General features: G+C 72.3%; 25 protein-coding genes and 1 pseudogene. 11 read left to right on the top strand and 15 right to left on the bottom strand.

The genetic code is table 11. The features are described 5' to 3' along the window. The first annotated feature begins 22 nt into the window (after nucleotides 1-22). From DI272_RS04860 to DI272_RS04870, 3 genes are all read left to right on the top strand, one after another. The gene (locus DI272_RS04860; protein ID WP_109493896.1) at nucleotides 23-628 is read left to right on the top strand and encodes a sulfite oxidase-like oxidoreductase; all 606 of its coding nucleotides are present in this window, start codon (nucleotides 23-25) and stop codon (nucleotides 626-628) included. Beyond that, nucleotides 621-1,385, top strand: a complete 765-nt coding sequence (locus tag DI272_RS04865; protein ID WP_109493897.1) for a ferredoxin reductase — start codon at nucleotides 621-623, stop codon at nucleotides 1,383-1,385. The genes DI272_RS04860 and DI272_RS04865 overlap by 8 nt, the downstream gene beginning before the upstream one ends. 109 nt (nucleotides 1,386-1,494) lie before the next feature. Continuing rightward, entirely contained in the window at nucleotides 1,495-2,082 is a 588-nt protein-coding gene (locus tag DI272_RS04870) for a hypothetical protein (protein WP_109493898.1), read from the top strand. Between the two features lie 34 nt (nucleotides 2,083-2,116). Here DI272_RS04870 and DI272_RS04875 read toward each other — a convergent pair whose 3' ends face one another. After that, nucleotides 2,117-3,499, bottom strand: coding sequence for an 8-oxoguanine deaminase (locus DI272_RS04875; RefSeq protein ID WP_109493899.1), 1,383 nt, complete (start codon nucleotides 3,497-3,499; stop codon nucleotides 2,117-2,119). A 102-nt stretch (nucleotides 3,500-3,601) separates the two neighbouring features. On the opposite strand from DI272_RS04875, the gene DI272_RS04880 reads away from it, so the two are divergent. From DI272_RS04880 to DI272_RS04890, 3 genes are all read left to right on the top strand, one after another. Beyond that, on the top strand, nucleotides 3,602-4,570 hold the full coding sequence (locus DI272_RS04880; protein ID WP_109493900.1) for an acetylxylan esterase: 969 nt from the start codon (nucleotides 3,602-3,604) through the stop codon (nucleotides 4,568-4,570). A 103-nt stretch (nucleotides 4,571-4,673) separates the two neighbouring features. Continuing rightward, nucleotides 4,674-5,840 (top strand): serine hydrolase domain-containing protein, encoded by a 1,167-nt coding sequence (locus DI272_RS04885; protein WP_109493901.1) that lies wholly within the window; start codon nucleotides 4,674-4,676, stop codon nucleotides 5,838-5,840. Nucleotides 5,841-5,959: 119 nt separating this feature from the next. Then, complete coding sequence (locus DI272_RS04890) at nucleotides 5,960-6,724, top strand: GntR family transcriptional regulator (protein ID WP_109493902.1); 765 nt, start codon at nucleotides 5,960-5,962, stop codon at nucleotides 6,722-6,724. A 62-nt stretch (nucleotides 6,725-6,786) separates the two neighbouring features. Here DI272_RS04890 and DI272_RS04895 read toward each other — a convergent pair whose 3' ends face one another. Then, nucleotides 6,787-7,518, bottom strand: a complete 732-nt coding sequence (locus tag DI272_RS04895; protein WP_109493903.1) for a class I SAM-dependent methyltransferase — start codon at nucleotides 7,516-7,518, stop codon at nucleotides 6,787-6,789. A 105-nt stretch (nucleotides 7,519-7,623) separates the two neighbouring features. Between DI272_RS04895 and DI272_RS04900 the strand changes: the two genes are divergently transcribed. The 5 genes and pseudogenes from DI272_RS04900 to DI272_RS45120 all read left to right on the top strand — a co-directional run. After that, on the top strand, nucleotides 7,624-8,022 hold the full coding sequence (locus DI272_RS04900; protein WP_109493904.1) for a nuclear transport factor 2 family protein: 399 nt from the start codon (nucleotides 7,624-7,626) through the stop codon (nucleotides 8,020-8,022). A 596-nt stretch (nucleotides 8,023-8,618) separates the two neighbouring features. Further along, nucleotides 8,619-8,756, top strand: coding sequence for a hypothetical protein (locus DI272_RS44415; protein ID WP_181387089.1), 138 nt, complete (start codon nucleotides 8,619-8,621; stop codon nucleotides 8,754-8,756). Nucleotides 8,757-8,760: 4 nt separating this feature from the next. Continuing rightward, nucleotides 8,761-9,588: a class I SAM-dependent methyltransferase gene (locus DI272_RS04905; protein WP_109493905.1), complete on the top strand. Its 828-nt coding sequence runs from the start codon at nucleotides 8,761-8,763 to the stop codon at nucleotides 9,586-9,588. Between the two features lie 235 nt (nucleotides 9,589-9,823). Next, entirely contained in the window at nucleotides 9,824-10,951 is a 1,128-nt protein-coding gene (gene rho, locus DI272_RS04910) for a transcription termination factor Rho (RefSeq protein ID WP_219933839.1), read from the top strand. Nucleotides 10,952-11,168: 217 nt separating this feature from the next. Beyond that, nucleotides 11,169-12,008: pseudogene (locus DI272_RS45120) on the top strand (D-alanyl-D-alanine carboxypeptidase); the annotation flags it as partial. A gap of 59 nt (nucleotides 12,009-12,067) precedes the next feature. On the opposite strand, the gene DI272_RS45960 reads toward DI272_RS45120, so the two are convergent. The 13 genes from DI272_RS45960 to DI272_RS04980 all read right to left on the bottom strand — a co-directional run bounded on the left by DI272_RS45960 (nucleotide 12,068) and on the right by DI272_RS04980 (nucleotide 24,483). Beyond that, nucleotides 12,068-13,444, bottom strand: a complete 1,377-nt coding sequence (locus tag DI272_RS45960; RefSeq protein WP_109493908.1) for a glycosyltransferase 87 family protein — start codon at nucleotides 13,442-13,444, stop codon at nucleotides 12,068-12,070. Next, nucleotides 13,441-14,829 (bottom strand): polyprenol phosphomannose-dependent alpha 1,6 mannosyltransferase MptB, encoded by a 1,389-nt coding sequence (gene mptB / locus DI272_RS04925; RefSeq protein WP_181387090.1) that lies wholly within the window; start codon nucleotides 14,827-14,829, stop codon nucleotides 13,441-13,443. The genes DI272_RS45960 and mptB overlap by 4 nt, the downstream gene beginning before the upstream one ends. 343 nt (nucleotides 14,830-15,172) lie before the next feature. After that, a complete protein-coding gene (locus tag DI272_RS04930; RefSeq protein WP_375138028.1) occupies nucleotides 15,173-16,096 on the bottom strand; it encodes a glutaminase in 924 nt (307 codons plus the stop codon). A gap of 58 nt (nucleotides 16,097-16,154) precedes the next feature. Beyond that, the gene (gene aspA, locus DI272_RS04935; protein ID WP_109493910.1) at nucleotides 16,155-17,567 is read right to left on the bottom strand and encodes an aspartate ammonia-lyase; all 1,413 of its coding nucleotides are present in this window, start codon (nucleotides 17,565-17,567) and stop codon (nucleotides 16,155-16,157) included. A 114-nt stretch (nucleotides 17,568-17,681) separates the two neighbouring features. After that, nucleotides 17,682-18,698 carry an asparaginase gene (locus tag DI272_RS04940; RefSeq protein ID WP_109493911.1) on the bottom strand — a complete coding sequence of 339 codons (1,017 nt, stop codon included), beginning with the start codon at nucleotides 18,696-18,698 and terminating at the stop codon, nucleotides 17,682-17,684. 76 nt (nucleotides 18,699-18,774) lie between these two features. Continuing rightward, nucleotides 18,775-20,229 carry an amino acid permease gene (locus DI272_RS04945; protein ID WP_109493912.1) on the bottom strand — a complete coding sequence of 485 codons (1,455 nt, stop codon included), beginning with the start codon at nucleotides 20,227-20,229 and terminating at the stop codon, nucleotides 18,775-18,777. After that, a complete protein-coding gene (locus tag DI272_RS04950) occupies nucleotides 20,226-20,909 on the bottom strand; it encodes a FadR/GntR family transcriptional regulator (protein WP_109493913.1) in 684 nt (227 codons plus the stop codon). Before DI272_RS04950 ends, DI272_RS04945 begins: the two co-directional genes overlap by 4 nt. A 159-nt stretch (nucleotides 20,910-21,068) precedes the next feature. Beyond that, a complete protein-coding gene (locus tag DI272_RS04955) occupies nucleotides 21,069-21,905 on the bottom strand; it encodes an undecaprenyl-diphosphate phosphatase (protein WP_109493914.1) in 837 nt (278 codons plus the stop codon). Between the two features lie 45 nt (nucleotides 21,906-21,950). After that, nucleotides 21,951-22,304, bottom strand: a complete 354-nt coding sequence (gene crcB / locus DI272_RS04960) for a fluoride efflux transporter CrcB (protein WP_109493915.1) — start codon at nucleotides 22,302-22,304, stop codon at nucleotides 21,951-21,953. After that, a complete protein-coding gene (locus DI272_RS04965; protein ID WP_109493916.1) occupies nucleotides 22,301-22,687 on the bottom strand; it encodes a DUF190 domain-containing protein in 387 nt (128 codons plus the stop codon). The genes crcB (DI272_RS04960) and DI272_RS04965 overlap by 4 nt, the downstream gene beginning before the upstream one ends. Continuing rightward, a complete protein-coding gene (gene crcB / locus DI272_RS04970; RefSeq protein WP_109493917.1) occupies nucleotides 22,684-23,142 on the bottom strand; it encodes a fluoride efflux transporter CrcB in 459 nt (152 codons plus the stop codon). Before crcB (DI272_RS04970) ends, DI272_RS04965 begins: the two co-directional genes overlap by 4 nt. 61 nt (nucleotides 23,143-23,203) lie before the next feature. After that, nucleotides 23,204-24,166, bottom strand: a complete 963-nt coding sequence (locus DI272_RS04975) for an SMP-30/gluconolactonase/LRE family protein (protein WP_109493918.1) — start codon at nucleotides 24,164-24,166, stop codon at nucleotides 23,204-23,206. Between the two features lie 29 nt (nucleotides 24,167-24,195). Continuing rightward, nucleotides 24,196-24,483 carry a helix-turn-helix domain-containing protein gene (locus DI272_RS04980; protein ID WP_109493919.1) on the bottom strand — a complete coding sequence of 96 codons (288 nt, stop codon included), beginning with the start codon at nucleotides 24,481-24,483 and terminating at the stop codon, nucleotides 24,196-24,198. Nucleotides 24,484-24,595: the final 112 nt, after the last annotated feature.

The raw sequence follows: 24,595 nt of genomic DNA on the forward strand, positions 1-24,595 counted from the left end.
GACGACAGCGTACGGTTGAACCATGAACGTCACCCGAGGCTTCACCGGACGCCCCCGCGTCCACAACGCGGGCCTGCCGCCCGGCCAGTACGACGCGGGCGACGACTGGCCCGTGCTGTCCGCGGAGGTCACGCCGGAGCTGTCGCCGGCCGAGTGGACCTTCCGCGTCGACGGGCTGGTCGAGGAGCCCCGCACCTGGGACTGGGACACGGCGCACGCGCTGCCCGGTTCGGCCTACGAGGGCGACATCCACTGTGTGACGAGCTGGTCGAAGTTCGGCGTGCGGTTCGGGGGCGTGTCCCTGGACGCGTTCCTGGACGTCGTCCGCCCCCGGGCCTCCGCCACGCATGTCGTCGCCTATTCGCACACCGGGTACACCACGAACCTGCCGCTGGCGGACCTGACCGGCGGACGGGCCTGGATCGCCTGGGAGTTCGACGGCCGGCCGCTGTCCGCCGAGCACGGCGGTCCGGCGCGGCTGCTGGTGCCGCACCTGTACTTCTGGAAGAGCGCCAAGTGGATCGCGGGGCTGCGCGTCCTCGACCACGACGAGCCGGGGTTCTGGGAGCAGAACGGCTATCACGCGCGGGGCAACCCGTGGGAGGAGCAGCGTTACTCCGGTGACTGAGACCTTGACTTCCTTCACTCCCCCGACCCGGTTCGCCGTGCCCGGCCGCATCGCGGTCAGCGAGCAGGCCGCCGCGCTGTGGCAGACGGCGACCCTCACCGGGATCCGCCGGGAGACCCCGCGTGCCGCCACCTACCGGTTCGCGGTGCCCGCCTGGGCGGGGCATCTGCCCGGCCAGCACCTGATGCTGCGGCTGACGGCCGCGGACGGCTATGTGGCCCAGCGGCACTATTCGATCGCCTCCGCGCCCGACGACGCGGGGCACATCGAGCTGACGCTGGACCATGTCGAGGGCGGCGAGGTGTCGGGCTGGTTCCACTCCGTGGCCCGGCCCGGCGATCAGGTCGAGGTGCGCGGCCCGCTGAGCGGCTTCTTCGCCTGGCCCGGCGACCGGCCCGCCCTGCTGATCGGCGCCGGCTCCGGTGTCGTACCGCTGATGTCGATGGTGCGCCACCACCGGGCGCGCGGACTGGCCGTCCCGCTGCGGCTCCTGGTGTCCGCGCGCGGTCCCGAGGATCTCATCTACGCGGACGAGTTGGGCGCCGAGACGACGCCCGTCTTCACGCGGAGCGCGCCCCGGGGTGTGCCGGTGGGACGTATGGCCGCCGCACATGTGGCGCCGCTCCTGGCCGAGCCGCCCGAAGGCGGGTGGGAGGCCTATGTGTGCGGGTCGAACGCCTTCGCCGAGCACGCGTCGCGGCTGCTGGTGGCGGCCGGGCAGCCGGTGGACCGGATCCGGATCGAGCGCTTCGGCTGACCCGTCCGCGGGGGGCCGCGTCAGGGTCCGCCGGCGCGGCCGGACAATGTCCTGCATACGGGGTATCGGAGAACGATGTGGGCACTCGCACAGGTGCGAGGAGGTCGACATGCGAACCCGGGTCCGCGGCTGGCGCTGGCGGCACAACCCGCTACGGCGCCGGTCGGACGTCGTCGAGGCGTGGACGACGCTGGTGGTCGTCCTGTTGCTGCTCCTGGTCGCGCCCCTGGCCGGGGCCCTGACGGCCCGGTGGGCGTACTCCGGGGCGGAGGCGACCGCGCTGGCGCAGCGCGCCGACCGTCACAGCGTGCGCGCCGAGGTCGTCGGGAAGATCCCGGACGAACTGCCCACGGTGCAGGGCGGCCGGGCGCACAGTTTCCGTACGACGGTGTCCTGGACCGAGCCGGGCGAGGGGCGCAGGACGGCCACGGCCCGGGTGCCGGCCGGTTCGGGCGACGGTGACCTGGTCACGGTCTGGTTCGACGCCCGTGGGCGCAATGTCCCCGAACCGCCGGACGCCGTCTCCGTGTGGCAGCACGCCGCCACCATGGGTGTCTGCGCGACGGCCGGTACGGCCGGTGTGATCCTCCTCGGCCGGGTCGCCGTACGCCAGGTGGCCACCCGGCGCCGCCTCGCCGAGTGGGAGGCGGAGTGGGCCCGCACGGAACCGGAGTGGACGCGCCGCCGCCCGGCGTGAGCGGCCCCCGCGCGCACACCCGACCTCAGCCGGTCTACTGACCGATGCCCTGCATCCTGCGCGCGGCCCGCCCGTGGTCGCGCAGCACGTCCCCGAGCCCCGGCAGCACCGGCTCGCCGCGGTCCACCAGCACCCGCCCCGCCACCACCGTCGTCCACGCGCGCGCCGGTCCGCAGCGCAGCCATGCCTCCACCGGGTCGGTCAAGGCGCCCGCGAGCGCGATCTCGTGGAGGTCCCAGACGACGAGGTCGGCACAGGCACCGGGGCGGAGGTGGCCCAGTTCGTCGGCGCGGCCGAGGCAGCGGGCCGAGCCGCGGGTGGCCATGGCGAGGGCGTCGCGGGCGGTCATGGCGCCGGGGCCGCCGCGGTAGCGGCCGAGCAGCAGGGCGTTGCGGGTCTCCATCCAGAGGGAGGCGTGGTCGGTGGAGGCGGAGCCGTCGCAGCCGATGCCGACGGGCAGTCCGAGTTCGCGCATCTCACGCACCCGGGCCGTGCCGCCGCCGATCAGCATGTTGGAGCTGGGGCAGTGCGCCACGCCGACGCCCGCCGCCGCCAGCCGCTCCAACTCGGCGTCGTCCGGGTAGATGCAGTGGGCCACCCACGTGCGATCGGTCAGCCAGCCGCAGTCCTCGAAGTACTCCACGGGCCGGCAGCCGTACGTCTCCAGGCAGTACGTGTCCTCGTCGTGGTCCTCGGCGAGGTGGGTGTGGAGGCGGACGTCGTGACGCTCGGCGAGTTCGGCGGTGGCCGTCATGACCTCCTTGGTCACCGAGAACGGCGAGCAGGGCGCGAGCGCGACCCGGATCAGGGCGCCCGGCCGGGGGTCGTGATGCGCCTTGATCAGCCGCTCGCTGTCGGCGAGCACCTCGTCGGTGGACTGCGTGACGCTCCGCGGCGGCAGTCCCCCGTCCTCGACGGAGCGGGTCATCGAGCCGCGGGTGGCGTGGAAGCGGAAGCCGATGTCGCGGGCGGCGCGGATCTCGGCGTCGACCAGGCGGGGGCGCGGGTGGACGTAGAGGTGGTCGGAGGAGGTGGTGCAGCCGCCCATGAGGAGCTCGGCCATGCCGACGTACGCCGACACGTACGCGGCCTCCTCGTCGAGGCCGGCCCACAGCGGGTAGAGCGTGGTCAGCCAGTCGAAGAGGGAGCCGTTCACCGCGGGGGCGTAGGAGCGGGTGAGGTTCTGGTAGATGTGGTGATGGGTGTTGATCAGTCCCGGTGTGACCAGCCGTCCGGCGGCCGACACGGTCGTACGGGCCTCCGGTTCGTTTCCCGCAGTTCCGACGCCGGTGACCCGACCACCTGTTATGGCCACCCAGCCGCCCGGGATCTCCCGATCTCCGTCCACGACGAGCAGTTCGGCATCCCTGACCAGCAGTTCGACATTCCGAACAGGCACTTCGGAGGCAGCTGACATGGCGCCATCGTAGGCCCGCTGCCGGGCAAAGGCCTGGCGATTCGTCCGACCACTCACGTACCGTGTGATCATCCGCACTCTTCATCCCAAAGGCGGTCCTCCATGGCCCTGTTCGACCTTCCCCTCGATGAGCTCCGCGTGTACCGCAGCACTTCGCCGGAGCCGTCCGATTTCGACGCGTTCTGGTCGAAGACCCTCCAGGAGGCCCGCGAGCACGACCTGGACGCCCGCTTCGAGCCGGTCGACACGGGGCTGTCCACGGTGCGGGTGTACGACGTGACGTTCGCCGGGTTCGGCGGCCATCCGGTGAAGGGCTGGCTGACGGTGCCCGCCGGGGCGGAGGAACCGCTCCCGGTCGTCGTGGAGTTCATGGGCTACGGCCTCGGGCGCGGACTGCCGCACGAGCACCTGCTGTGGGCCTCCACGGGCCGGGCGCACTTCGTGATGGACACCCGCGGCCAGGGCAGCGGCAACGGCGGCGGAGGCGCCACGGCCGATCCGATCGGCGCCGGGCCCGCCTACCCCGGTTACATGACCCGGGGCATAGAGTCGCCCGAGACCTACTACTACCGCCGTCTGTTCACGGACGCCGTGCGCGCCGTCGAGGCGGCCCGCTCCCATCCGCTGGTCGACGCCGCGCGCACCGCCGTCACCGGCATCAGCCAGGGCGGCGGCATCACCCTCGCGGTGGGCGGGCTGGTGCCCGACCTGGTGGCGGTCGCGCCCGACGTGCCGTTCCTGTGCCACTTCCCGCGCGCGGCGACCGTGACGGACCGTCACCCGTACCGCGAGATCGGTCTCTTCCTCCGGACGCACCGCGGACGCACCGAGGACACGCTGCGCACCCTCTCCTACTTCGACGGCGTCCACTTCGCCGCGCGGGGCAGCGCCCCGGCCCTCTTCTCCACGGCCCTGGAGGACATGACCTGCCCGCCCTCCACCGTCTTCGCGGCCTTCAACAACTGGGCGCACGACGACAAGGAGATCGAGGTGTACGACTTCAACGACCATGAGGGCGGCGGCCCTTACCAGGAGGCGGCGAAGCTGCGCTGGCTGCGCTCGCGCCTCTGACGAACGTCGGGCACCTTCCCGCCGGTCCGACCAGTCGGTACGTTCGGAGATCCGGGTCGCGGTGTCGCGGCCCGGTTTCCGATGCCCGACACGGAGGCGGCCCATGCCCGATCACGATCTCCCGGTCCAAGGCCACTGCGACGAGCGGTTCGCGGCGGTGCGCACGGCATTCGAGGAGAACTTCCGGGACCGGGGCGAGCTGGGTGCCGCCGTCGCCGTGACCGCGGGCGGGCGGCTCGTGGTGGACCTGTGGGGCGGCTGGGCCGACTCGGCACGCACCCGGCCGTGGGAGCGGGACACGCTGGTCAACGTGTGGTCGACGTCGAAGGGGCCGACGGCCCTGTGCGCCCACGTCCTCGCCGACCGGGGGCTGCTCGACCTCGATGCGCCGGTGGCCGCGTACTGGCCCGAGTTCGCCGCGGCGGGCAAGGAGAAGGTGCTGGTACGGCATCTGCTGTCGCACCGGTCCGGACTGTCCGGGCTGCGTGAGCCGCACTCGCTCCAGGAGCTGTACGACTGGGAGTTCACCACGCGCCGGCTGGCGGTGACGGAACCGTGGTGGGAGCCCGGGACCCGGTCCGGGTACCACGCGCTGACGTACGGCTTCCTGGTCGGGGAGGTGGTGCGGCGAGTGTCGGGGCTGCTGCCGGGGGCCTTCCTGCGGCGGGAGGTGACCGGGCCGCTCGGCATCGACTTCGGCATCGGCCTGCCGGAGTCGGAGTACGGCCGGGCCGCGGAGCTGGAGCACATGGCGCCCGTGGCGAACACCGAACAGGACGCGGCGGCCGCCCAGTTGCCGCCCCTGGCGCTGGCCGCGCTGGCCAACCCCCCGGTGGGCGCGGCGGACGCCAACTCGCCGCAGTGGCGGGCCGCGGAGATCCCCGCCGCCAACGGGCACGGCACCGCGCGTGCGGTCGCGCAGCTGTACGGGGTCTTCGCGGGCCGGGGGACGTACGACGGCCACCGGGTCCTGTCGCCGGAGGCGGCCGAGCGGGTGCGCGAGGGGCAGGGAAGCTGCCGCGACCTGGTGCTGGGCGGCGGGCTCGGCCGGGACACCGAGGTGGCGCTCGGTCTGTGGCTGAGCGGGGAGAGCGGGTCGTACGGGCCGAACCCGCGCGCTTTCGGACACGACGGGTTCGGGGGTTCCTGCGGCCTGGCCGACCCGGAGGCGGGGGTGTCGCTCGGCTATGTCATGAACCGCATGGGGCCGCGGATCGCCGACGACCCGCGCAAGACGGCGCTCGTCGACGCCCTGTACAGCACGCTGTGAGGGCGGTCCGGTTTCGGCCGAACCGGTGGGCCGCTCTTCCCTATTGGTTTAGACCAATGCTAGATCTGGTGGCGCAATGAGGCCGCACGGCCACGGAACGTCACTACAGGAGGCGGGGCATGGCCCGCACCACCCCCCACCAGGTCCAGGACCAACCGCTGTACTGGAGGATCGCCGCGCAACTCCTCGGGGAGCTGCGCGACGGGACCGTCCCGCCCGGTGAACGACTGCCGGGCGAGCGCCGGCTGGCCGAGCACTTCGGGGTCAGCAGGGAGACCGTACGGCAGGCGCTGGAGGTGCTGCGGCGCGACGGAATGGTCGCCACCGACCGGCGCGGCAGCCACGCCGCACTGCCCGGCGAGCCCGTCCGGGCCCCTTCCGCGCTCGCCTTCCCGGTCGGTGCCGCCACTGCCGTCGCCGCCGACCGGGCCACCGTCACCTGGGAGACTCCCCCGCCGGAACACGCCGAGGCGCTCGGGCTCGCCCCGCACCGGCCGACCTTGGTGCACCGCTACGAGTCGGCCGCCGCGGGAGGCCGCCGTACCGCCGTGACCTCCTTCTCCGCGGTGGCGCTCGCCGAGGTCGAGGAGCTCGCCCGGTACCGGGAGCGGGCCGACGGCACCGCCTCGGCACAGCTGTGGCGGGCGTACGACTGGATGCGCCGGGCGGGCCTGACCCTGCACCACCGCGACGCCATCACCCCGCTCCCGGACCCGCCCGCGGTACGGGTGACCCGGCGGGTGCACGACCAGTACGCCCGGCCGCTGGAGATCACCGATCTGATGCTGGACGCCCCCCAGGAGGCGCTGGTCTACGAGTTCACGCTGCCGGCCGACGACAGGGCAGCCGCACCACGGAGCATGCCGGACGCGGCCGTTCGGTGACGACGCCGGCCACCTGTCGTGCCGGCCTCGGCCGGCGGGGCACCGTCGTTCAGGGTGCCCCGTCAGCGCGGCAGGCTCGCCACGACCATCCGCACTCGCGGGCTCCCGTCCCCGCGTCGCCCGAACTCCGGCAGGGCCTCCAGGTCGACACGGAAGCCGGCGGCCTCCAGCTGCCGGCGCACCTCCCCCAGCCGGAAGGCCCGGTAGTACATGACGAACGGGGGCCGCCACACAGCGTTGCGCACCCGCATCACCAGGTCGAAGCCGAGCAGCATCCAGTAGCCGAGGGAGCCGGGGCGGGGCGGCGCGACCACCGGGAAGGCGAAGCGGCCACCGGGCCGCAGCACGGAGCGGACCTGGTCGAAGAGCCCCGGCAGCTCGCGCGGCAGGAAGTGTCCGAACGCCCCGAAGCTGACGACGAGGTCGAAGGCGGGCCCGAACGGCAGGGCCCGGGCGTCGGCGCGGACCCAGCCGACCCGAGGCCCACCGGCGCGGGGCCGGACGCGTTCCCGCGCCACGGCCAGCATCCCGGTGCTGAAGTCGACGCCGGTGACGCTCTCCCGGCAGACCCGCGCGAGCACGCCCACTCCGGCGCCCGTGCCGCAGCACAGGTCGAGGCCGGCCTCGTAGGGGCCGCCGCGGGCCAGGGCCTGCGCGACGGAGTCCAGCACGGCGTCGGGGGTCCGGAAGGGGGTGTGGTCGAACTTCGGGGCGAGGAGGTCGTAGCCGCGTTCCACGGACGACAGGGCCTGGACGGCGAGTTCGCGGAGGCTCGGGCCTTCGGGGCTGAACATCGCGTCAGCTTAGGCGAGCCGCCGACCGGCCCCATGGACACGCCGCCGGTCGAGGTTTACTCTCACCCACACCTATTCAAATAATTGACTATGAGGTGAGGTCGGATGCGTGCTTTCCGGGAGGCCGTCGAGGCATGGGACTTCGACGCCGTCGAGGCGCTGCTGGCGGAGGACGTCGTCTTCACCAGCCCGGTGGTCTTCAAGCCGTACCCGGGCAAGGCGATCACGGCCGCGATCCTGCGCGGTGTCTCGCGGGTCTTCGAGGACTTCCGCTATGTGCGGGAGATCGAGGGGACGGACGGCGCCGACCACGCGCTCGTCTTCGCCGCGCGGGTGGGCGACCGGGAGATCACCGGCTGCGACTTCCTGCATGTGAACGAGGACGGCCTGATCGACGAGTTCACGGTGATGGTCCGTCCGCTGTCGGGCGCCCAGGCCCTGGCGCAGGCCATGGGCGCACAGTTCGAGCGGATCGAGCAGGAGGCGCGGGCGCGACTCGCGTGAGAGCGGTGCCCTCGGCACCCTCGGCGACGGACAGGCCGGCTGCCCCTGCGGATCAGACGGCCGGCAGGGGACACAGCGCCTCGGCGAAGCCCTTCGGGTGGGTGATGTCGCCGTTGTGTCCGCCGGGGAGGTGGGCGAACGCGACGCCGTCTCGAAGAGGAACGTGAAGTCGGCCTCGCGTGAGGCGTCCAGCGGGGTGAGGCGGGCGCCGGGTTCGGTCTGCCGCCGGGCGGGGTCGATGCCGAGGAGCTCGCCGATCTTCCGCACGCCGGCCATCCAGCCCTGCTCTCGGCAGGCGGTGCGCGTTTCGTCCAACTCGACCTGCGTGTGCAGCCGTTCGGCGTCGGGCAGCAGCCCGGGGATGGCGGACACGTGGGCCACGAGTGCGGTCGGCCGCCCGGGGTGGCGCAGCGCGAGGCGCAGTCCGACGCCGGCGCCCATAACCGCAGCCGACCATCAAGGCGGGCTCGTCGGCGAGTTGGACGCGAGCATCTGGTGGACGTCCTCCGCGTGCTGGTCGAGGCCCGCGGCGGCGGCCTCGTCACGGAGAACGCTGCGGGACAGGCCGCGGCAGGCGAAGGGCGCCGCGCCCCCCGGTGGACGACGCGATCGGCGCCGCCCTGGGCACCGACGACGCGGAGTGGATCGCGGAGACCGTCGCGCTGCTGGAGCAACTCGCCGAGCGCCTCTCCCCGACGGCCCTGGACCGGCTGCGTCAGCGACCGGTTGGATGACCCCATGACCACCGACGAGCACGCGCGGTTCATGCGGGCCAACCAGGCGAACTGGGACGCGCGCACGCCCGTCCACCTCGCCAGCCGCTTCTACGGGCTCGACGAGAACCTGGACCCCGCCCGCTGGTTCGCCGGCTTCGAATGGGACGACCTCGGCGACCTCGCCCGCCGGGACGTCCTCCACCTCCAGTGCCACCTGGGCACGGAGACGCTCGCCTTCGCCCACCGCGGCGCCCGCGTGACCGGCCTCGACTTCTCCGCGGCGTCGGTTGCGGCGGCGCGGGACATCGCGGCGCAGGCGGGTGCCGACGTCGATTACGTCCAGGCCAATGTGTACGACGCCGTCGAGGCCCTGGGCGGGCGGCAGTTCGACGTCCTCTACACCGGCAAGGGCGCCCTGTGCTACCTGCCCGACCTGTCGGCGTGGGCCGGCGTGGTGGCTCGACTCCTGCGTCCCGGAGGCCAGTTGTACGTCGCGGAGTTCCATCCGCTGCTCAACTCGCTGGGCCCGAAGCCCGCGCCGGGCGAGGGCCCCGAACTGCTGCTGCGCCACGACTACCTGGGCGGCGCCGGAGCCGTGCGCCGGGACGCGACCCACACGTACACCGACGGCCCGGCGGTCGAGGGGGCCACGGACAGTTACGAGTGGATGCACGGAATAAGCGAAGTCGTCAACGCGTTGGTCGGAGCGGGACTGACCATTCGGCGCCTCACGGAGAGCGACGAACTTCCCTGGCCGCGCTGGCCACGGATGGTTCGCACACCGTCCGGCTGGTGGCGGCTCCCCGAGCCGCGCATCCCGCTCCTCTACGGACTCCTCGCCACCCGCTGAACCGACGTGGTACGGTCCTGATAGCACTTGTGTACGCCCAGTCCTGGGCGCCGGTGCCAGTTCTCCTTCACTCGGCCGGTCGTCGTGCCGGCCTCTCCGCACCACCTCGTGACCCACAGGTCCGATGTGCTGTTCCCCGCCGCCCGAAGGCGTTCTGACCGCCTTCCCGCACGTTCGCGGCACTCCCCTTCCTTCCGCATGTCGCATGCCACCCGTCCGTGAAAGGACCACCCTCATGACCACCACCCTCGAACACCCCCCTGTCCAGCAGGAGCCCCCGGTCCGCGCCGTCACCGGCGTCCTGGACGTCGACGCGAGCGGGAAGGGGCACCTGCGCGCCGAGCACCTGCTGCCCCAGCCCTCCGACCTCCAGGTCTCCCCCGCGCTGATCCGCCGGTACGGCCTGCGCAAGGGCGACCGGGTCGACGGCGTGCGCGGCACGCAGCGCGCGCTCACCGAGGTCGCCCGCATCAACGGCCGCGTCCCCGACAAGGCCCGCCGCCACTTCCGCGACCTCACCCCGCTCCACCCCCACCAGCGCCTGCGCCTCGAACACCCCGCGGCCGGCCTGACCGGCCGGGTCACCGACCTCCTCGCCCCCGTCGGCAAGGGGCAGCGCGGCCTGATCGTCGCCCCGCCCAAGACCGGCAAGACCGTGCTGCTCCAGCAGATCGCGGCCGCCGTCGCCGGCAACCACCCCGAGGCCCGGCTGATGGTGGTGCTCCTCGACGAGCGCCCCGAGGAGGTCACCGACATGCGGCGCTCCGTGCGCGGCGAGGTGTACGCCTCCACCTTCGACCGCACGCCCAAGCAGCACATCGCGCTCGCCGAGCTCATCATCGAGCGGGCCAAGCGGCTCGTCGAGGCCGGCGAGGACGTCGTGATCCTGCTCGACTCGCTCACCCGGCTGTGCCGGGCCCACAACAACGCGGCCACCGGCAACGGCCGCACCCTCAGCGGCGGCGTCGACGCGACCGCGCTGCTCGGCCCCAAGCGGTTCTTCGGCGCCGCCCGCGCGGCCGAGGAAGGCGGCTCCCTCACCATCCTCGCCACCGCCCTGGTGGAGACCGGCTCCCGTGCCGACGACTTCTTCTTCGAGGAACTCAAGAGCACCGGCAACATGGAGCTCCGCCTCGACCGCGAACTCGCCTCCCGCCGCGTCTTCCCTGCCGTCGCCGTCAACCCCTCCGGCACCCGCCGCGAGGAACTCCTCCTCGCCCCGGCCGAGTTGACCGCCGTACGAGGACTGCGGCGAGCCCTGCGGGACAAGGACGGCCTGGAAACCCTCCTGGAGCGCATGCGGGAGACTCCGGACAACGCGACGTTCCTGCGCCGCATCCAGCCGACGCTGCCCTCTTCCTGACGCGCCGTCGGCTCCTCCGGCCGACACGGTCCGCGGCCCGATCCGCAGCCGGCTCCTCCGGCCAGACACGGTCCGCGGCCACACCCGCAGCCGACTCATCCGGCCAACACGCTTCGCTGCCCGACCCGCAGCCGGCTCATCCCCCGTCCGGGTGCTCGCGCCCCCTGTACGGCCCGGGCAGCGTGGCAGACGTCAGGTCCCTTCCTACGTTTGCGGTATGACCATCGGATTTCCTTCCCGGGCTGTCGCGTCGGCCTGTGCGCTGTGCACGGCGGGGCTGCTCGTGCTCGCCCCCGTCCCGGCCGCCGCGTCCACCGGCTCCGACCCCGACGCGCCCGGCGGGCCGCAGGCCACCGCCCCGCAGCCCCGGTTGCTGTACCGGCCCGGCACCCAGGTGCGGCCGCTGTCGAAGGCTGCGCCGCGTCTCCCGGACGTCTCCGCGCTGTCGTGGGTCGTGGCCGACGCGGACAGCGGGGAGGTGCTCGCGGCGCACGACGCGCATCGCAGGCTGCCGCCGGCCAGCACGCTCAAGACACTGTTCGCGCTGACGGTGCTGCCGCTGCTGCCCGGCGGCATCCGGCACCGGGTCGGAAACGACGAGCTGGCGGACGTCGGCGACGGCAGCAGCCTGGTCGGGGTGCGGGAGGGGCGGACGTACCAGGTCGCCGACCTGTGGCGCGGGGTCTTCCTCAACTCCGGCAACGACGCCGTGCACGTCCTCGCCGGACTCAGCGGCGGCTGGCGCGCCACGGCCGTCCGCATGCAGGCCAAGGCGCGGGCTCTCGGCGCCCTCGACACGCAGGTGCGCTCCCCGGACGGGTACGACACCCCGGGCCAGGTCTCTTCCGCGTACGACCTCGCCGTCTTCGGGCGGGCGGGGCTGCGCAACGCCGACTTCGCGCGGTACTGCCGCACCGCCGAGGCCAGGTTCCCCGGCGGGGGCGGATGGTCGTACGAGATCCAGAACACCAACCGGCTGCTCACCGGCGCCGACGGCGTCGAGCCGTACGACGGGCTGGTCGGCATCAAGAACGGCTACACCAGCCACGCCGGCAACACCCTCGTCGCCGCCGCGAAGCGGGGCGGGCGCAGTCTCGTCGTGACCGTCATGAACCCTCAGGCGGGCGGCGGCTTCGCCGTGTACGAGGAGGCGCGGGAACTGCTCGACTGGGGGTTCGGCGCGGCCGGACGCGTCGCGGCCGTGGGTTCGCTGGACGCTCTGCGCGGCAGGCCGCGGCCGGGGCCGCCCGCGGTGCCGGCGGCTGTCGCGACCGGGGCGGACGGCGGGCCCGGCTGGCTGCGGGCCGGGTTCATCGTGGCCTCCTCCGCGCTCGGCGCGGCGGCGGTCGCCTTCGCCCTGCGCGCCAGGAGCAGGCGGACCGCACGCGGCTGACCGGCCGGCAGCCACAGCAGCAGACCGAGCGTGATCCAGGTGTAGGTGTTGCCGCCGAGGAATCCGTCGACGCCGGACGCGTCGTCGAACCACAGCCACACCACGCTGGTGCAGAGGACCGTGTACAGGGCGCCCGCCACGCGTGGGTGCCCGGCGCGGACCAGTACGGCGAAGGCCGGCAGCAGCCACACCAGGTGGTGCACCCAGGTGATGGGGCTGACCAGGCAGGCGGTCAGCCCGGTGAGGGCGAAGGCCGCCGCCCAGTTCCCGGCAGCGGCCGCGCGGCCCGCTCGCACGGCCCATACGCACAGCACCAGCAGGACCGCGCCGGCCCACACCGCGCGGTCCTGCACAGCCAGCCGGGCCAGGATGCCTTGCAGCGACTGGTTGGAGACGTAGTCGAGGCGGCCCACCCGCGTGGTGTCCCACATCGCCTCCGTCCAGTAGAAGCGCGAGGCGTCCGGGTCCACGCAGGCCGCGAGGGCGGTCGCGCCCAGGGCCACCGCCGTCGCCACGGCCGCGGGACGTCGGCGCCCGGTGAGCAGCAGCAGACCGATGAAGAGCGCCGGGGTCAGCTTGATCGCCGCCGCGAGACCGATGCCCCAGCCCGCGCGGCGCTCTCGCCCCGTGGCGAGCAGCCGGCAGTCGGTCAGCACCAGGGCGAGCAGCAACAGGTTCACCTGCCCGAAACTGAACGTGTCCCGCAACGGCTCGAACAGCGCGAGCCCGCACGCCCCCAGCGCACAGCCGTACCAGCCGAAACGCCGCCAGAAGCGTCCGGTCAGCAGCCGGGCCACCACCCCGAGGGCCACCAGGTTCAGCAGCAGCGACACCACGACGACGGCCGATGGGGGGAGCACCGCCATCGGCAGCATGGCGACGGCGGCGAAGGGCGGGTAGGTGAAGCCGTAGGCCGTGCCGGGGACCCGGTAGTCGTAGATGCGTCCGCCGTGGTGGACCCAGCTGCCGACGGTGCCGTAGTAGACGCGCAGGTCGAACCAGTCGCGCAGCAGCGGCACCGTCGCGGTGAAGACGGTGACGGCGGTGCCGAGGGCGAGGACCAGCAGCAGCCGGCCGCGGTCGGTGCGGGGTGGGGTCATGCCGCACGACTCCGCGCCGGGGCCCGGTCCGTCTGGTGGGCCTGCCACAGGACGACCACGGCCAGAACGCCCCCGCACACCGCGAGCACCAGCTGTCCGGTGTCGGCCGGGCGGCCGCTGGGCAGGGTGGCGAGCGCGAGGACACCGGTCACGGCCGCCACCCGGTGCCGTACCGGGGCCGTGGGAGCCGCGGCGGCGATGAGGAACAGTCCCCACAGCGCGTACCAGGGGCGGATCGCCGGGCCGAGCGCGGCGACCGTGGCGAGACTCAGGCCGAGCGCGTACACCGGGCGGCGCCGCAGCCGCCACCATGTGATCGCGAGCAGGAGCGTGGTGACCGCGATACCGAGGGCGTGCCAGACCGGTACGGCCAGGGGCGCCAGGTCACTGCCGAGGTGTTCCAGCAGGGCACGGGTGGCGCGGCCGAGGAGGCTGGTGAGAGCCCAGTTCTGGGGCGACACGGGGGTGTCGAGGGCGCGTGTCCAGCCGTACCCGGTGCCGGCCGCGGCGGTCGCGGCGACCGTGGTGGCGGCCGCGGCGAGAGCGGTGGTCACCACCGCCCTGGCCGGGTCGCGTCCGGCTCGTGTCTGCAGCACGACGACCGCGGCGAGCCCGAGCGCGGCGGGTGCCTTGACCAGCGCGGCGAGGGTGACGAGCACGGCGCCCAGGACCGGCCACCGGCCGAGCGCCGCAACCAGTCCGGCACCGAGCAGCCCGAGCATGATCGCGTCGTTGTGGGCGCCGGCGACCAGGTGGAGCAGGACCAGTGGGTTGAGGGCGCCGAGCCAGAGCGCCGCGGCCGGGTCGGCGCCGCTGTGCCGGGCGAGTCGGGGCAGCACGGCCGCCATCAGGGCCACTCCGGACAGCGCGACGAGCCGCAGGCCGAGCAGCCCGGCGGGCAGTTCGCCGCGGGTGAGGCCGGCCAGCGCCGAGGCCAGGACGAGGAAGACCGGGCCGTACGGGGCCGCCGTGTGCCGCCACAGCGGGGCGACCTCGTCGGCGAGCGGCCCGCCGAGCTGCGCGGGACCGTGCGTGTACACGTCCATGTGGGCGTCGACCATGGCGCCCTGGGCCAGATAGCTGTACACGTCGCGGCTGAAGAGCGGCGGGGCCAGCAGCAGGGGCGCCGCCCACAGGGCGAGGAGCAGCAGCAGTTGCCGCGGGGTGGGCGACGGCTCGGGGCCGCGGATCAGACGGCCCAGCAGCGCCCACGCGGCGATCAGCAGGACGACGCCGAAGTAGACGCCGATCAGACCGACGGCGGCGTGCACCGAGGCGGGGCCGAGGAGTTCCCGCACGGGAAGGGCCCCGGCCGTCTCACCGCCTGCCGCGAGGACGGTGGTTCCGGCCAGGCCGAGTATCTGACAGCGGCGGAGGACGACCACGGGGAGAGCGTGTCGCCAAGAGGTGACCGGAAACCGACGGGGCACACTCCGGCCGGCGGCCGCCGTGTGACCGCCGTGTGATCGGAACGCCGGGGGCCGAGCGCGGCACGCACGGAACGCCGGGAGCCGCGTCAGCGGTGCACCGAAGACGGCGTGAACAGAACACCGGAGGCCGCGTCAACGCTGTGCCGACCACGGCATGAACAGAACACCCGAGGCCGCGTCAACGCTGTGCCGACCACGGCGTGAACAAAACACCCGAGGCCGCGTCAACGCTGTGCCGACCACGGCGTGAACAGAACACCCGAGGCCGCGTCAACGCTGTGCCGTGCGGGGGAAGTGGTCAGAACACCGACAGCCCGGTGAGCGTCGTGAAGCGGTCGAGTGCCGCCACGCCCGCCACCGAGTTGCCGCGTTCGTCCAGCCCCGGGCTCCACACGCACAGCGTGCACCGGCCCGGCACCACCGCGATGATGCCGCCGCCGACCCCGCTCTTGCCCGGCAGACCGACCCGGTAGGCGAAATCGCCCGCCGCGTCGTAGGTCCCGCACGTCAGCATCACGGCGTTGACCTGCTTGGCCTGGCTGCGGGTGAGCAGCCGGGACCCGTCCGCGCGGATGCCGTGCCGGGCCAGGAAGCCCGTCGCGAGGGCCAGGTCGGCGCAGGAGGCCATCAGGGAGCACTGCCGGAAGTACTGGTCGAGCAGGCCCGGCACGGGGTTGTCGATGTTTCCGTACGACGCCATGAAGTGGGCGAGTGCGGCGTTGCGGTCGCCGTGGGCCGACTCGGAGGCGGCGACCTCCTCGTCGAACTCCAGGGCGGGGTTGCCGCTCTCCGCGCGCAGGAAGGTGAGGAGCTCGTGCGCCGCGTCTCCGGTACGGGTCAGCAGGCGGTCGGTGACGACGAGGGCGCCCGCGTTGATGAACGGGTTGCGCGGGATGCCGTTCTCGTACTCCAGCTGGACCAGGGAGTTGAAGGGGTTGCCCGAGGGCTCCCGGCCCACGTGCTCCCAGAGTTCGTCGCCCTCGCGGGCCAGGTCGAGGGCGAGGGTGAAGACCTTGGTGATGGACTGCGTGGAGAACGGCTGCCGCCAGTCCCCCACGCCGTACACCGTGCCGTCGAGTTCGGCGACGGCCATGCCGAAGCGGCGCGGGTCGCAGGCGGCGAGCGCCGGGATGTAGTCGGCGGGGCGGCCCCGTCCCGGCGTCCGCCCGATCTCCTCGGCGATGCGCTCCAGGACCGGCTCGAAGGTCAGGGACGTACTCATGATCACTATTCTGCCTCCGGGCCGGTCGCGGCGCGCATCCGCCGTTTTCGGGGGTTGGTCAGGCCAGGGCCTGCCCGCTGCCCGCGACGACCTCGGGCCGCAGCAGGTCGGCGAGCGTCTCGGCGGGCAACAGGCCCTTCTCCAGCACCAGTTCGGCCACTCCGCGGCCGGTGACGAGGGCCTCCTTGGCGATGCCGGTGGCGGCCTCGTACCCGATGTGCGGGTTGAGGGCGGTGACCAGGCCGATGGAGTTCTCGACGCTCGCGCGCAGCTTCTCGGTGTTGGCGGTGATGCCGTCGACACAGCGTTCGGCGAGGGTGCGGCAGGCGGCGCCCAGGTGCGTGATGCTCTCCGAGAGGGAGTGCAGGATGATGGGCTCGAAGGCGTTCAGCTGGAGCTGTCCCGCCTCGGCGGCCATGGTGATGGCGACGTCGTTGCCGATGACCTCGAAGGCGACCTGGTTGACGACCTCGGGGATCACCGGGTTGACCTTGCCGGGCATGATCGACGAACCGGCCTGCACGGGCGGCAGGTTGATCTCGCCGAGACCCGCGCGCGGACCCGACGACAGCAGCCGCAGGTCGTTGCAGCTCTTGCTGAGCTTGACGGCGATCCGCTTGAGCACTCCGGACATCTGGACGAACGCCCCGCAGTCCTGCGTGGCCTCCACCAGGTTGGCGGCCGTGACGAGCGGCAGGCCGGTGATCGCGGAGAGGTGGCGGCGGGCCGATTCGGCGTAACCGGCAGGTGCATTGAGTCCGGTACCGATGGCCGTGGCCCCGAGGTTGATCTCATGGATCAACTGCACGGCCTCGTCAAGGCGGTTGCGGTCCTCGTCAATCATGACGGCGTACGCGGAGAACTCTTGACCGAGTGTCATCGGCACCGCGTCCTGCAACTGTGTACGGCCCATCTTGAGCACGTCACGGAACTCGACCGCCTTACGGGCGAAGGAGTCCTGGAGTACAGCCATCGACTTGAGCAGTCCACGCACCGCGAAGACCGTCGCGATCTTGACGGCGGTCGGGTAGACGTCATTGGTGGACTGCCCCAGGTTGACGTCCTCGTTGGGGTGCAGGTGCTGATACTCGCCCTTGGCGTGCCCCAGCAGTTCCAACGCCCGGTTGGCGACGACCTCGTTGGCGTTCATGTTGGTCGAGGTGCCGGCCCCGCCCTGGATGACGTCGACGACGAACTGGTCGTGCAGCTTTCCGTCCCGGATCTCCCGGCATGCCTCGACGATCGCGGCGGCCTTGCGGGGCTCCAGCAGTCCCAGCTCCTCGTTGGCGAGGGCGGCGGCCTCCTTGACGGCGGCGAGGGCGTCGATGAGGTGCGGGTAGGCGGAGATGGGGGTCCCGGTGATGGGGAAGTTCTCGGTGGCCCGCAGGGTGTGCACACCCCAGTAGGCGTCGGCGGGGACGTCCCGGTGGCCGAGCAGGTCGTGCTCGGAACGTGCGACGACGGAGGTCATGAGGTTCAGTTCCTCTTTCTGAGAGGGGTGAGGGTGAGTGTCTTGGGGGCGCGGGGAACTGCGCGACCGGCCACAACCGGCCCGCAGTCGCGATTCAGAGAACGAGGCACATCCCTAGGCGCAGGCCGACACCGCAACGGGCTCGAGCGAACGAACCGGCCGCACACACCCGACCGGCTCCCCGCCCCCCAGCAGTGCCTCGCCCTGGAACTCGGTGAGCAGCGAGGCATCCACCCCGGCCCACCCGAGGGCCGCCGCCGCCACCGGAATGCGCGCCCGGTCGGCCCCGTCCGCGATCTTCACGGCCACCGCCCGGCCATCAGGCAGCGCGGCGACCTGCACGCCCTCGAACCCGTCCTTGGCGAGCAGACCGGGCACGGCCCGCATCAGCGCGGCGACGTCCCGTCCGGCCCCGGACGCCATCTCCGCGTGCTCACGCATCGCATCGGCGACCCGCGCCTCGGGCGTACCGGGGACGGCGGAGGTGATCCGGGAGACGGCGCGGGCCAGCCCGTGCAGGGACACGGAGAACAGGGGTGCCCCGCATCCGTCGACGGTCACCCGCGCGATGCGCTGCCCGGTGAGGTCCTCGACGATCTCGGCGATTGCCTGCTGCAAGGGGTGCGCGGGGTCGAGGTAGCCCTCCAGGGGCCAGTCGTTGAGCACGCACGTGTACAGCATCGCCGCGTGCTTCCCGGAGCAGTTCTGCGCGAGCCGCGACGGAAGCCGACCCTCCCGTACCCACCCGTCCCGCACGACCGGGTCGAACGGCAGGTCGGGAACGTTGCGCAGGGCGTCCTCGGAGACGCCGGCCAGTTCGAGGATGCGGCGGGTCCCGGCGAGATGCCGCTCCTCGCCGGAGTGGCTCGCGGCGGCCAGCGAGAGCAGTTCGCCGTCCAGCGGCAGCCCGGCCCGCACCATGGCGACCGCCTGCACCGGCTTGAGCGCCGAGCGCGGGTAGAACGCGGCCTCGATGTCGCCGAGCTGGAACTCGACCCGCCCGTCGGCGCCGAGGACGACGACGGAACCGTAGTGGATGCCCTCCACGACCCCGCCGCGTATCAGGTGGGCGACGGGGGCGTGGAGGGGCTCGCGGATCAGGGGTGCGTCCGCGACGGAACTGCTCAACATAACTGCCTTCTCGGGAAGCGCCGCGCGGGTCACGCGTCGGTGCCGGCGGGATGGATCTCGGCGCTCACGTGCGTGTTCACGCGTCGGCGCCTGCGGATTCGGTCTCGGTGGACGTACGGGCGACCCGGCCGCGGACGGCGTACCACCCGACGACCAGCGCCCCGACGATCAGCGGCAGGCACAGCACGGTGGTGCGTCCGACGCCGCCGTCGGCGTACATCAGGACCAGGACGGAGGCGAGGAACGCCAGCGTCACGATCTCGGTCCAGGGGGATCCCGGCAGTCGGTAGCCGGGGCGGGTCAGTTCGCCCCTCTCGGTCTTCTGCCAGAAGAGCGCGTGGCAGACCATGATCATGCCCCAGGTGGACAGGATCCCGATCGCGGCGAAGTTCAGCACGATCTCGAACGCGTCGGCGGGGACGACGGCGTTGAGGCCGACACCGAGGACGCAGATGCCGCTGGTGAGCAGGATGCCGCCGTAGGGGACCTGGCTGCGGCTCATGACACCGGTGAACCTGGGCGCGGAGCCGGACTTGGCCATGGAGCGCAGGATGCGGCCGGTGGAGTAGAGCCCGGAGTTGAGGGAGGACATGGCCGCGGTGAGGACGACGAGGTTCATCACGCCGCCGGCCGCGGGGACGCCGATGTTGGAGAGCACGGTCACGAAGGGGCTCTCGCCGCCGGTGTACTTGTTCCAGGGCAGCAGCATCGACAGCAGGACGACCGAACCGACGTAGAACAGGCCGACGCGCCACATGATCGAGTTGATCGCCTTCGGCATGATCTTCTCGGGGTTCTCGGTCTCGCCGGCCGCGACGCCCACCAGTTCCACCGAGGCGTAGGCGAAGACGACGCCCTGGAGGATCAGCAGCATGGGCAGCAGGCCGTTGGGGAAGATGCCGCCGTGGTCGGTGATCAGGGCGGGGCCCGGGGTGGTGTCGCCGACCTCGTGCTGGGTGACCAGCAGGAAGATGCCGATCAGCATGAACGCCACGAGCGCGCCCACCTTGACGATGGCGAACCAGAACTCCATCTCGCCGAACATCCTCACCGAGATGAGGTTGACGGTGAGGACGACCGCGAGCGCGATGAGCGCGATCACCCACTGGGGGATGTCGGAGAACATGCCCCAGTAGTGGGTGTAGACGGCCACGGCGGTGATGTCGGCGATGCCGGTGGTGGCCCAGTTCAGGAAGTACATCCAGCCCGCGACATAGGCGCCCTTCTCGCCGAGGAACTCCCGGGCGTACGACACGAAGGCGCCGGAGGACGGGCGGTACAGGACGAGTTCGCCGAGGGCCCGCACGACCAGGAAGGCGAAGACGCCGCACACCGCGTAGGCGATGAACAACGAGGGGCCGGCGTCGGCGAGGCGGCCGCCGGCGCCGAGAAAGAGGCCGGTGCCGATGGCACCGCCGATGGCGATCATGTTGACGTGCCGGTGCTTGAGGGACTTGCTGTATCCCTCGTCTCCGGCGTCGACATGGCCGGAACGTTTCTGCACGCCTTCGTGCAGGGACTGCTCGCTCACGCCTGGGGTTCGCCTTCCGTGGGGGTGTCCGTGCCCTTGCCAGGGGGACGCACGATGTCGGTGAGGGTGGTCTCGACGCGGTCGAGGTGGTGGGACATGGCCTCCACCGCGTCGAGCTCGGAACCGTCGATCAGCGCTTCGACGATCGCCCGGTGCTCGCGGTTGGACTGCTCGCGGCGCCCGCCCAGCTCGTTGAGGAAGGCCGACTGACGCGCCAGTGCGTCGCGGATCTCCTCGATGACCCGGCGGAAGACCGGGTTCTGGGCGGCCTCGGCGACGGCCAGATGGAACAGCGTGTCCATCGCGACCCAGGCGGTGGTGTCCGTCTCCCGCTCCATGCGGTCGAGCAGGTGCGCCAGGTGGTCGAGGTTCTCCGGGGTGCGGCGCAGGGCCGCGTACCCGGCGACGGGGATCTCGACGTGCCGGCGCACCTCCAGCAGGTCGCTGGCCGCGTAGTCGCCGAAGGTGGGGTCCTCCACCGCGTTGGCGACCACGAAGGTGCCCTTGCCTGTCTTGGAGACCGTCAGCCCCATGGTCTGCAGGGCCCTGAGGGCCTCGCGCAGCACGGGGCGGCTGATCTCCAGGGTGCGGCAGAGCTCCGCCTCGGAGGGGAGCTTGTCGCCGATGGCGTAGTCACCGCGCTCGATGGCGGCGCGTAGATGCGCCAGCACCGCTTCCATGGCACTGACGCGCCGTGGGGGCTGTCCGGCTGTCCGGCTGTCTGACAGGTTCACGGGAGTGATACTCCGGGCGACGGGAGGGTGCTGTCAAGGCGCCTGAAAGGAGATTTTCACGGGGCGTGAGGGCTGAATGCCGGCTCACGCCCCGTCGTGGGCCGGTCAGCTGTCGAGCACGCCCGTGGCCAGCAGGCCGAAGAGCAGCACGCCGACGGCGATCCGGTAGATCACGAAGGCGTTGAAGGAGTGCTTGGCGACGAACTTCAGCAGCCAGGCGATGGAGGCGTAGGCGACGACGAAGGACACGGCCGTGCCGACGGCCAGCGGGGCGGCGCCCGCGCCGGTGCCCAGGGCGTCCTTGAGCTCGTAGATGCCGGCGCCGGTCAGGGCGGGGATGCCGAGGAAGAACGACAGCCGGGTGGCGGCGACGCGGTCCAGGTCGAGCATGAGCGCGGTGGACATGGTGGCACCGGAGCGGGAGAAGCCGGGGAAGAGCAGGGCGAGGATCTGGGAGCTGCCGACGAGCATCGCGTCCTTGAAGGAGGTGTCGTCCTCCCCCCTCTTGTGGCGGCCCATCTGGTCGGCCGCCCACATCACACCGCTGCCGACGATGAGCGAGCCGGCCACCACCCACAGCGAGGCGAGCGGCCCCTCGATGAGCGGCTTGGCGGCCAGGCCCACGGCGACGATCGGAAGGGTGGCGTAGATGACCCACCAGGCGAACTTGTAGTCGTGGTGGTACCGCTCCTCCTTGTCGCGCAGTCCGCGGAACCAGGCGGAGACGATCCGCGCGATGTCCTTGCGGAAGTACACGAGCACGGCGGCGATCGCGCCGACCTGGATGACGGCCGAGAACCCGACGACGGCGTCGTCGTCGACGGGGATGTCCATGAGCCCCTCGGTGATCTTCAGATGGCCGGTCGAGGAGACGGGCAGGAATTCGGTCACCCCCTCGACGGCTCCGAGGACGACGGCCTGACCGACGCTGATGACGCTCATGGGATCCAGTTCTTCCGGCGGGGAGGAGGCAGGGCGGGCACAGTTTTACACCGCCTGGGCAAGCTCCACGCCCACGAAGGCCGCCCCCAGACCGGCCACCAGGCTCGCGCCGACGTTGGCCAGGGCGTAGAGACCCGCTCCCGTCTCGGCCAGCCGCAGGGTCTCGTAGGAGAACGTCGAGTACGTCGTCAGCGCCCCGCACAGGCCCGTGCCGAGCAGCAGTTGCAGGTGCGGTCCCGCCGCTCCGGTGACCAGGCCGAGCACCAGACAGCCGGTGACGTTGACCGCGAAGGTGCCCCAGGGGAAGACCGAGTCGTGGCGGGACTGTATGGCCCGGTCGGTGAGATAGCGCAGCGGAGCGCCGACCGCGGCGCCCGCGACCACCAGCAACCAGTTCACAACGAGCTCTTACCCTTCGTGTCCGTTTCGTCGGAGTCTGCGTCGGCGTCGCGGCCGACGTACCGGATGACCTCGCAGTCGTCGAGGATCACCAGCCCCTCGGTGACGAGTTCGTCGAGCTGCGGCAGGAAGGCCCGCACCCGGTCCTCGGTGTCGACGACGACGATCGCGACGGGCAGGTCCTCGCTCAGGGACAGCAGCCGGGAGGTGTGGATCAGGGAGGAGGCGCCGAAGCCCTCGATGCCGCGGAAGACACTGGCTCCCGCCAGGCCCGCCGCGTGGGCGCGGTGGACGATCTCGCTGTAGAGGGGCTTGTGGTGCCAGGTGTCGTTCTCCCCGACGAACACGGTCACGCGCAGGGCACTGCCGGTCAGCCTTGTCATGGCTGCCTCCGCTTCAGGACGCGGCGGGTGGCGGTCGCGGCGAGCCACACCGCGGTGAGGGCCGCGAGCAGGGTCGCGGCGAGGTAGGCCAACCCGGTTGCGGGGTGGCCGGAGTCGACCAGTTTCCGGATGTCGACGGCGTAGGTGGAGAAGGTGGTGAAGCCGCCGAGGACACCGGTGCCGAAGAAGGGGCGGACCAGCTTGTGGGCGGCCCATAGGTCGGTGATGACCACCATGAACACGCCTATGACCGCGCAGCCCACGACGTTGGTGCAGAAGGTCGCCCAGGGGAATCCGCCCGGCCGGTGCGGCCACCAGAGGGAGAGCGCCCAGCGGGCCGTGGCGCCGACGGCGCCGCCGAGCGCGACCACGGCGACCACGGGCGCCTGGCCGCGCAGCACGGGCGGTCGCCCCGGGGTGGGGGCACGGAGGCTCTCGGTCTCCGGGGCTGTCATGGTCGTACGTCTCCCTGCCTGAACGGCCCGGTCATGGCCGGTCAACAGGGTAACGCCGGGGTCACTTACCGCTGGGCGGCTCGCACAGGGCCACGCCCCGCTCCCACAGGCTGCCCAGGACCAGATGGCCGGCCGCCTCGCAGACGCTGGTGACCATGCGGAAGCCGGAGTGGCGGCGGGCGAGGTGGTGGACGACCCCGCCGTGTTCGTCGACGGCGAGGACGCCGATGGTGCCGGAGGGCCGGAAAGGGGCGCGGACGGCCAGCCGGGCGGCGGAACGGCGGACGGTGGGGCCGGCACGGTGCAGCAGGCCGAGCGGGGGGACGCGGGGGCCGGCCAGGGAGACCCAGATCGGTCCGTCGGGGCCCGAGCGCCAGAGGTTGTCGGGCATGCCGGGGAGGTGCTCGGCGAAGGGTTCGGTGTGTCCCGCGCGCGGTCCGGTGAGCCAATGGCGGCTGAGGCGGTACGCGCCGGACTCGGCGACGACGAGGAACGACTCGTCGGCGCTCAGGGCCAGCCCGTTGGCGAACTCAAGGTCCTCCGCGAGGACTTCGGGGGTCTCGCTGCCGGGCGCGAGACGCAGGAGCCGTCCCGTGGCGGTGCGCTCGACGAGGTCGCCGATCCATGCGTCGAGCGGGTAGCGCCGGCTGGAGACCGTGAAGCAGACGCTGCCGTCGGACAGGGCGACGGTGTTGCTGCAGAAACGCAGCCTCTCCCCCGCCACCGAGTCGGCGAGGATGCGCACCAGGCCGTCGGTGAGGTCGACGCGCAGCAGTCCGAGTTCGGCGTCGCACACCAGCAGGTCGTCGTCCGCGAGGAGTTCCAGGCCGAGGGGTCTGCCGCCGGTCTCGGCGAGCACCTCGACACGGGTCGTGGCCGGGTCGGCGAGGCCGTCGAGGCGGAGGATGCGGCCGTCGGCCACGCCGGTCAGCACCCGGCCCCGGCTGTCGGGCACCACGTCCTCGGGGCCGTGACCGCCGATGGCGACGTACCGGTGCGGGACCAGCTTCTGCGCGCGCTCCACGAACTGTCCTCTCTCTCGCCCTGCTCTGTCTACCAGCCCTTCTCGAACATGCGCGCCACCTCGGCTATCCGCACCTCGTCGCGCCGGTAGTAGATCCGGCGGCGGATCCGCTTGGTGCGCAGCAGGCCGATGTCGGCGAGCAACTCCAGGTGGGTGTCGGCGACTTGGCGGCGTACGCCGAGCTTGGCGGCGACGGCGTCCGCGGTGACGCCGTCCTCGGCCGGGCTGCCGTGGCGCCGGCCCGGGAAGTGCGTCACCGGGTCCTTGAGCCACTCCAGGATGTCCAGCCGTCGCTGACCGACAGGAGTCCTCAGCATGTCGTCCCCTCCGTCCGACCTCCTCGAACCGCGTGTTCCCACTGTCCCGCAGTCGACGCCGCCATGGGCGGACTTCTCATACCTTGTCCGGTACCGAACGTACCTGCGGGAA

This window comes from Streptomyces sp. Act143, assembly GCF_003143935.1.
GTDB lineage: Bacteria > Actinomycetota > Actinomycetes > Streptomycetales > Streptomycetaceae > Streptomyces.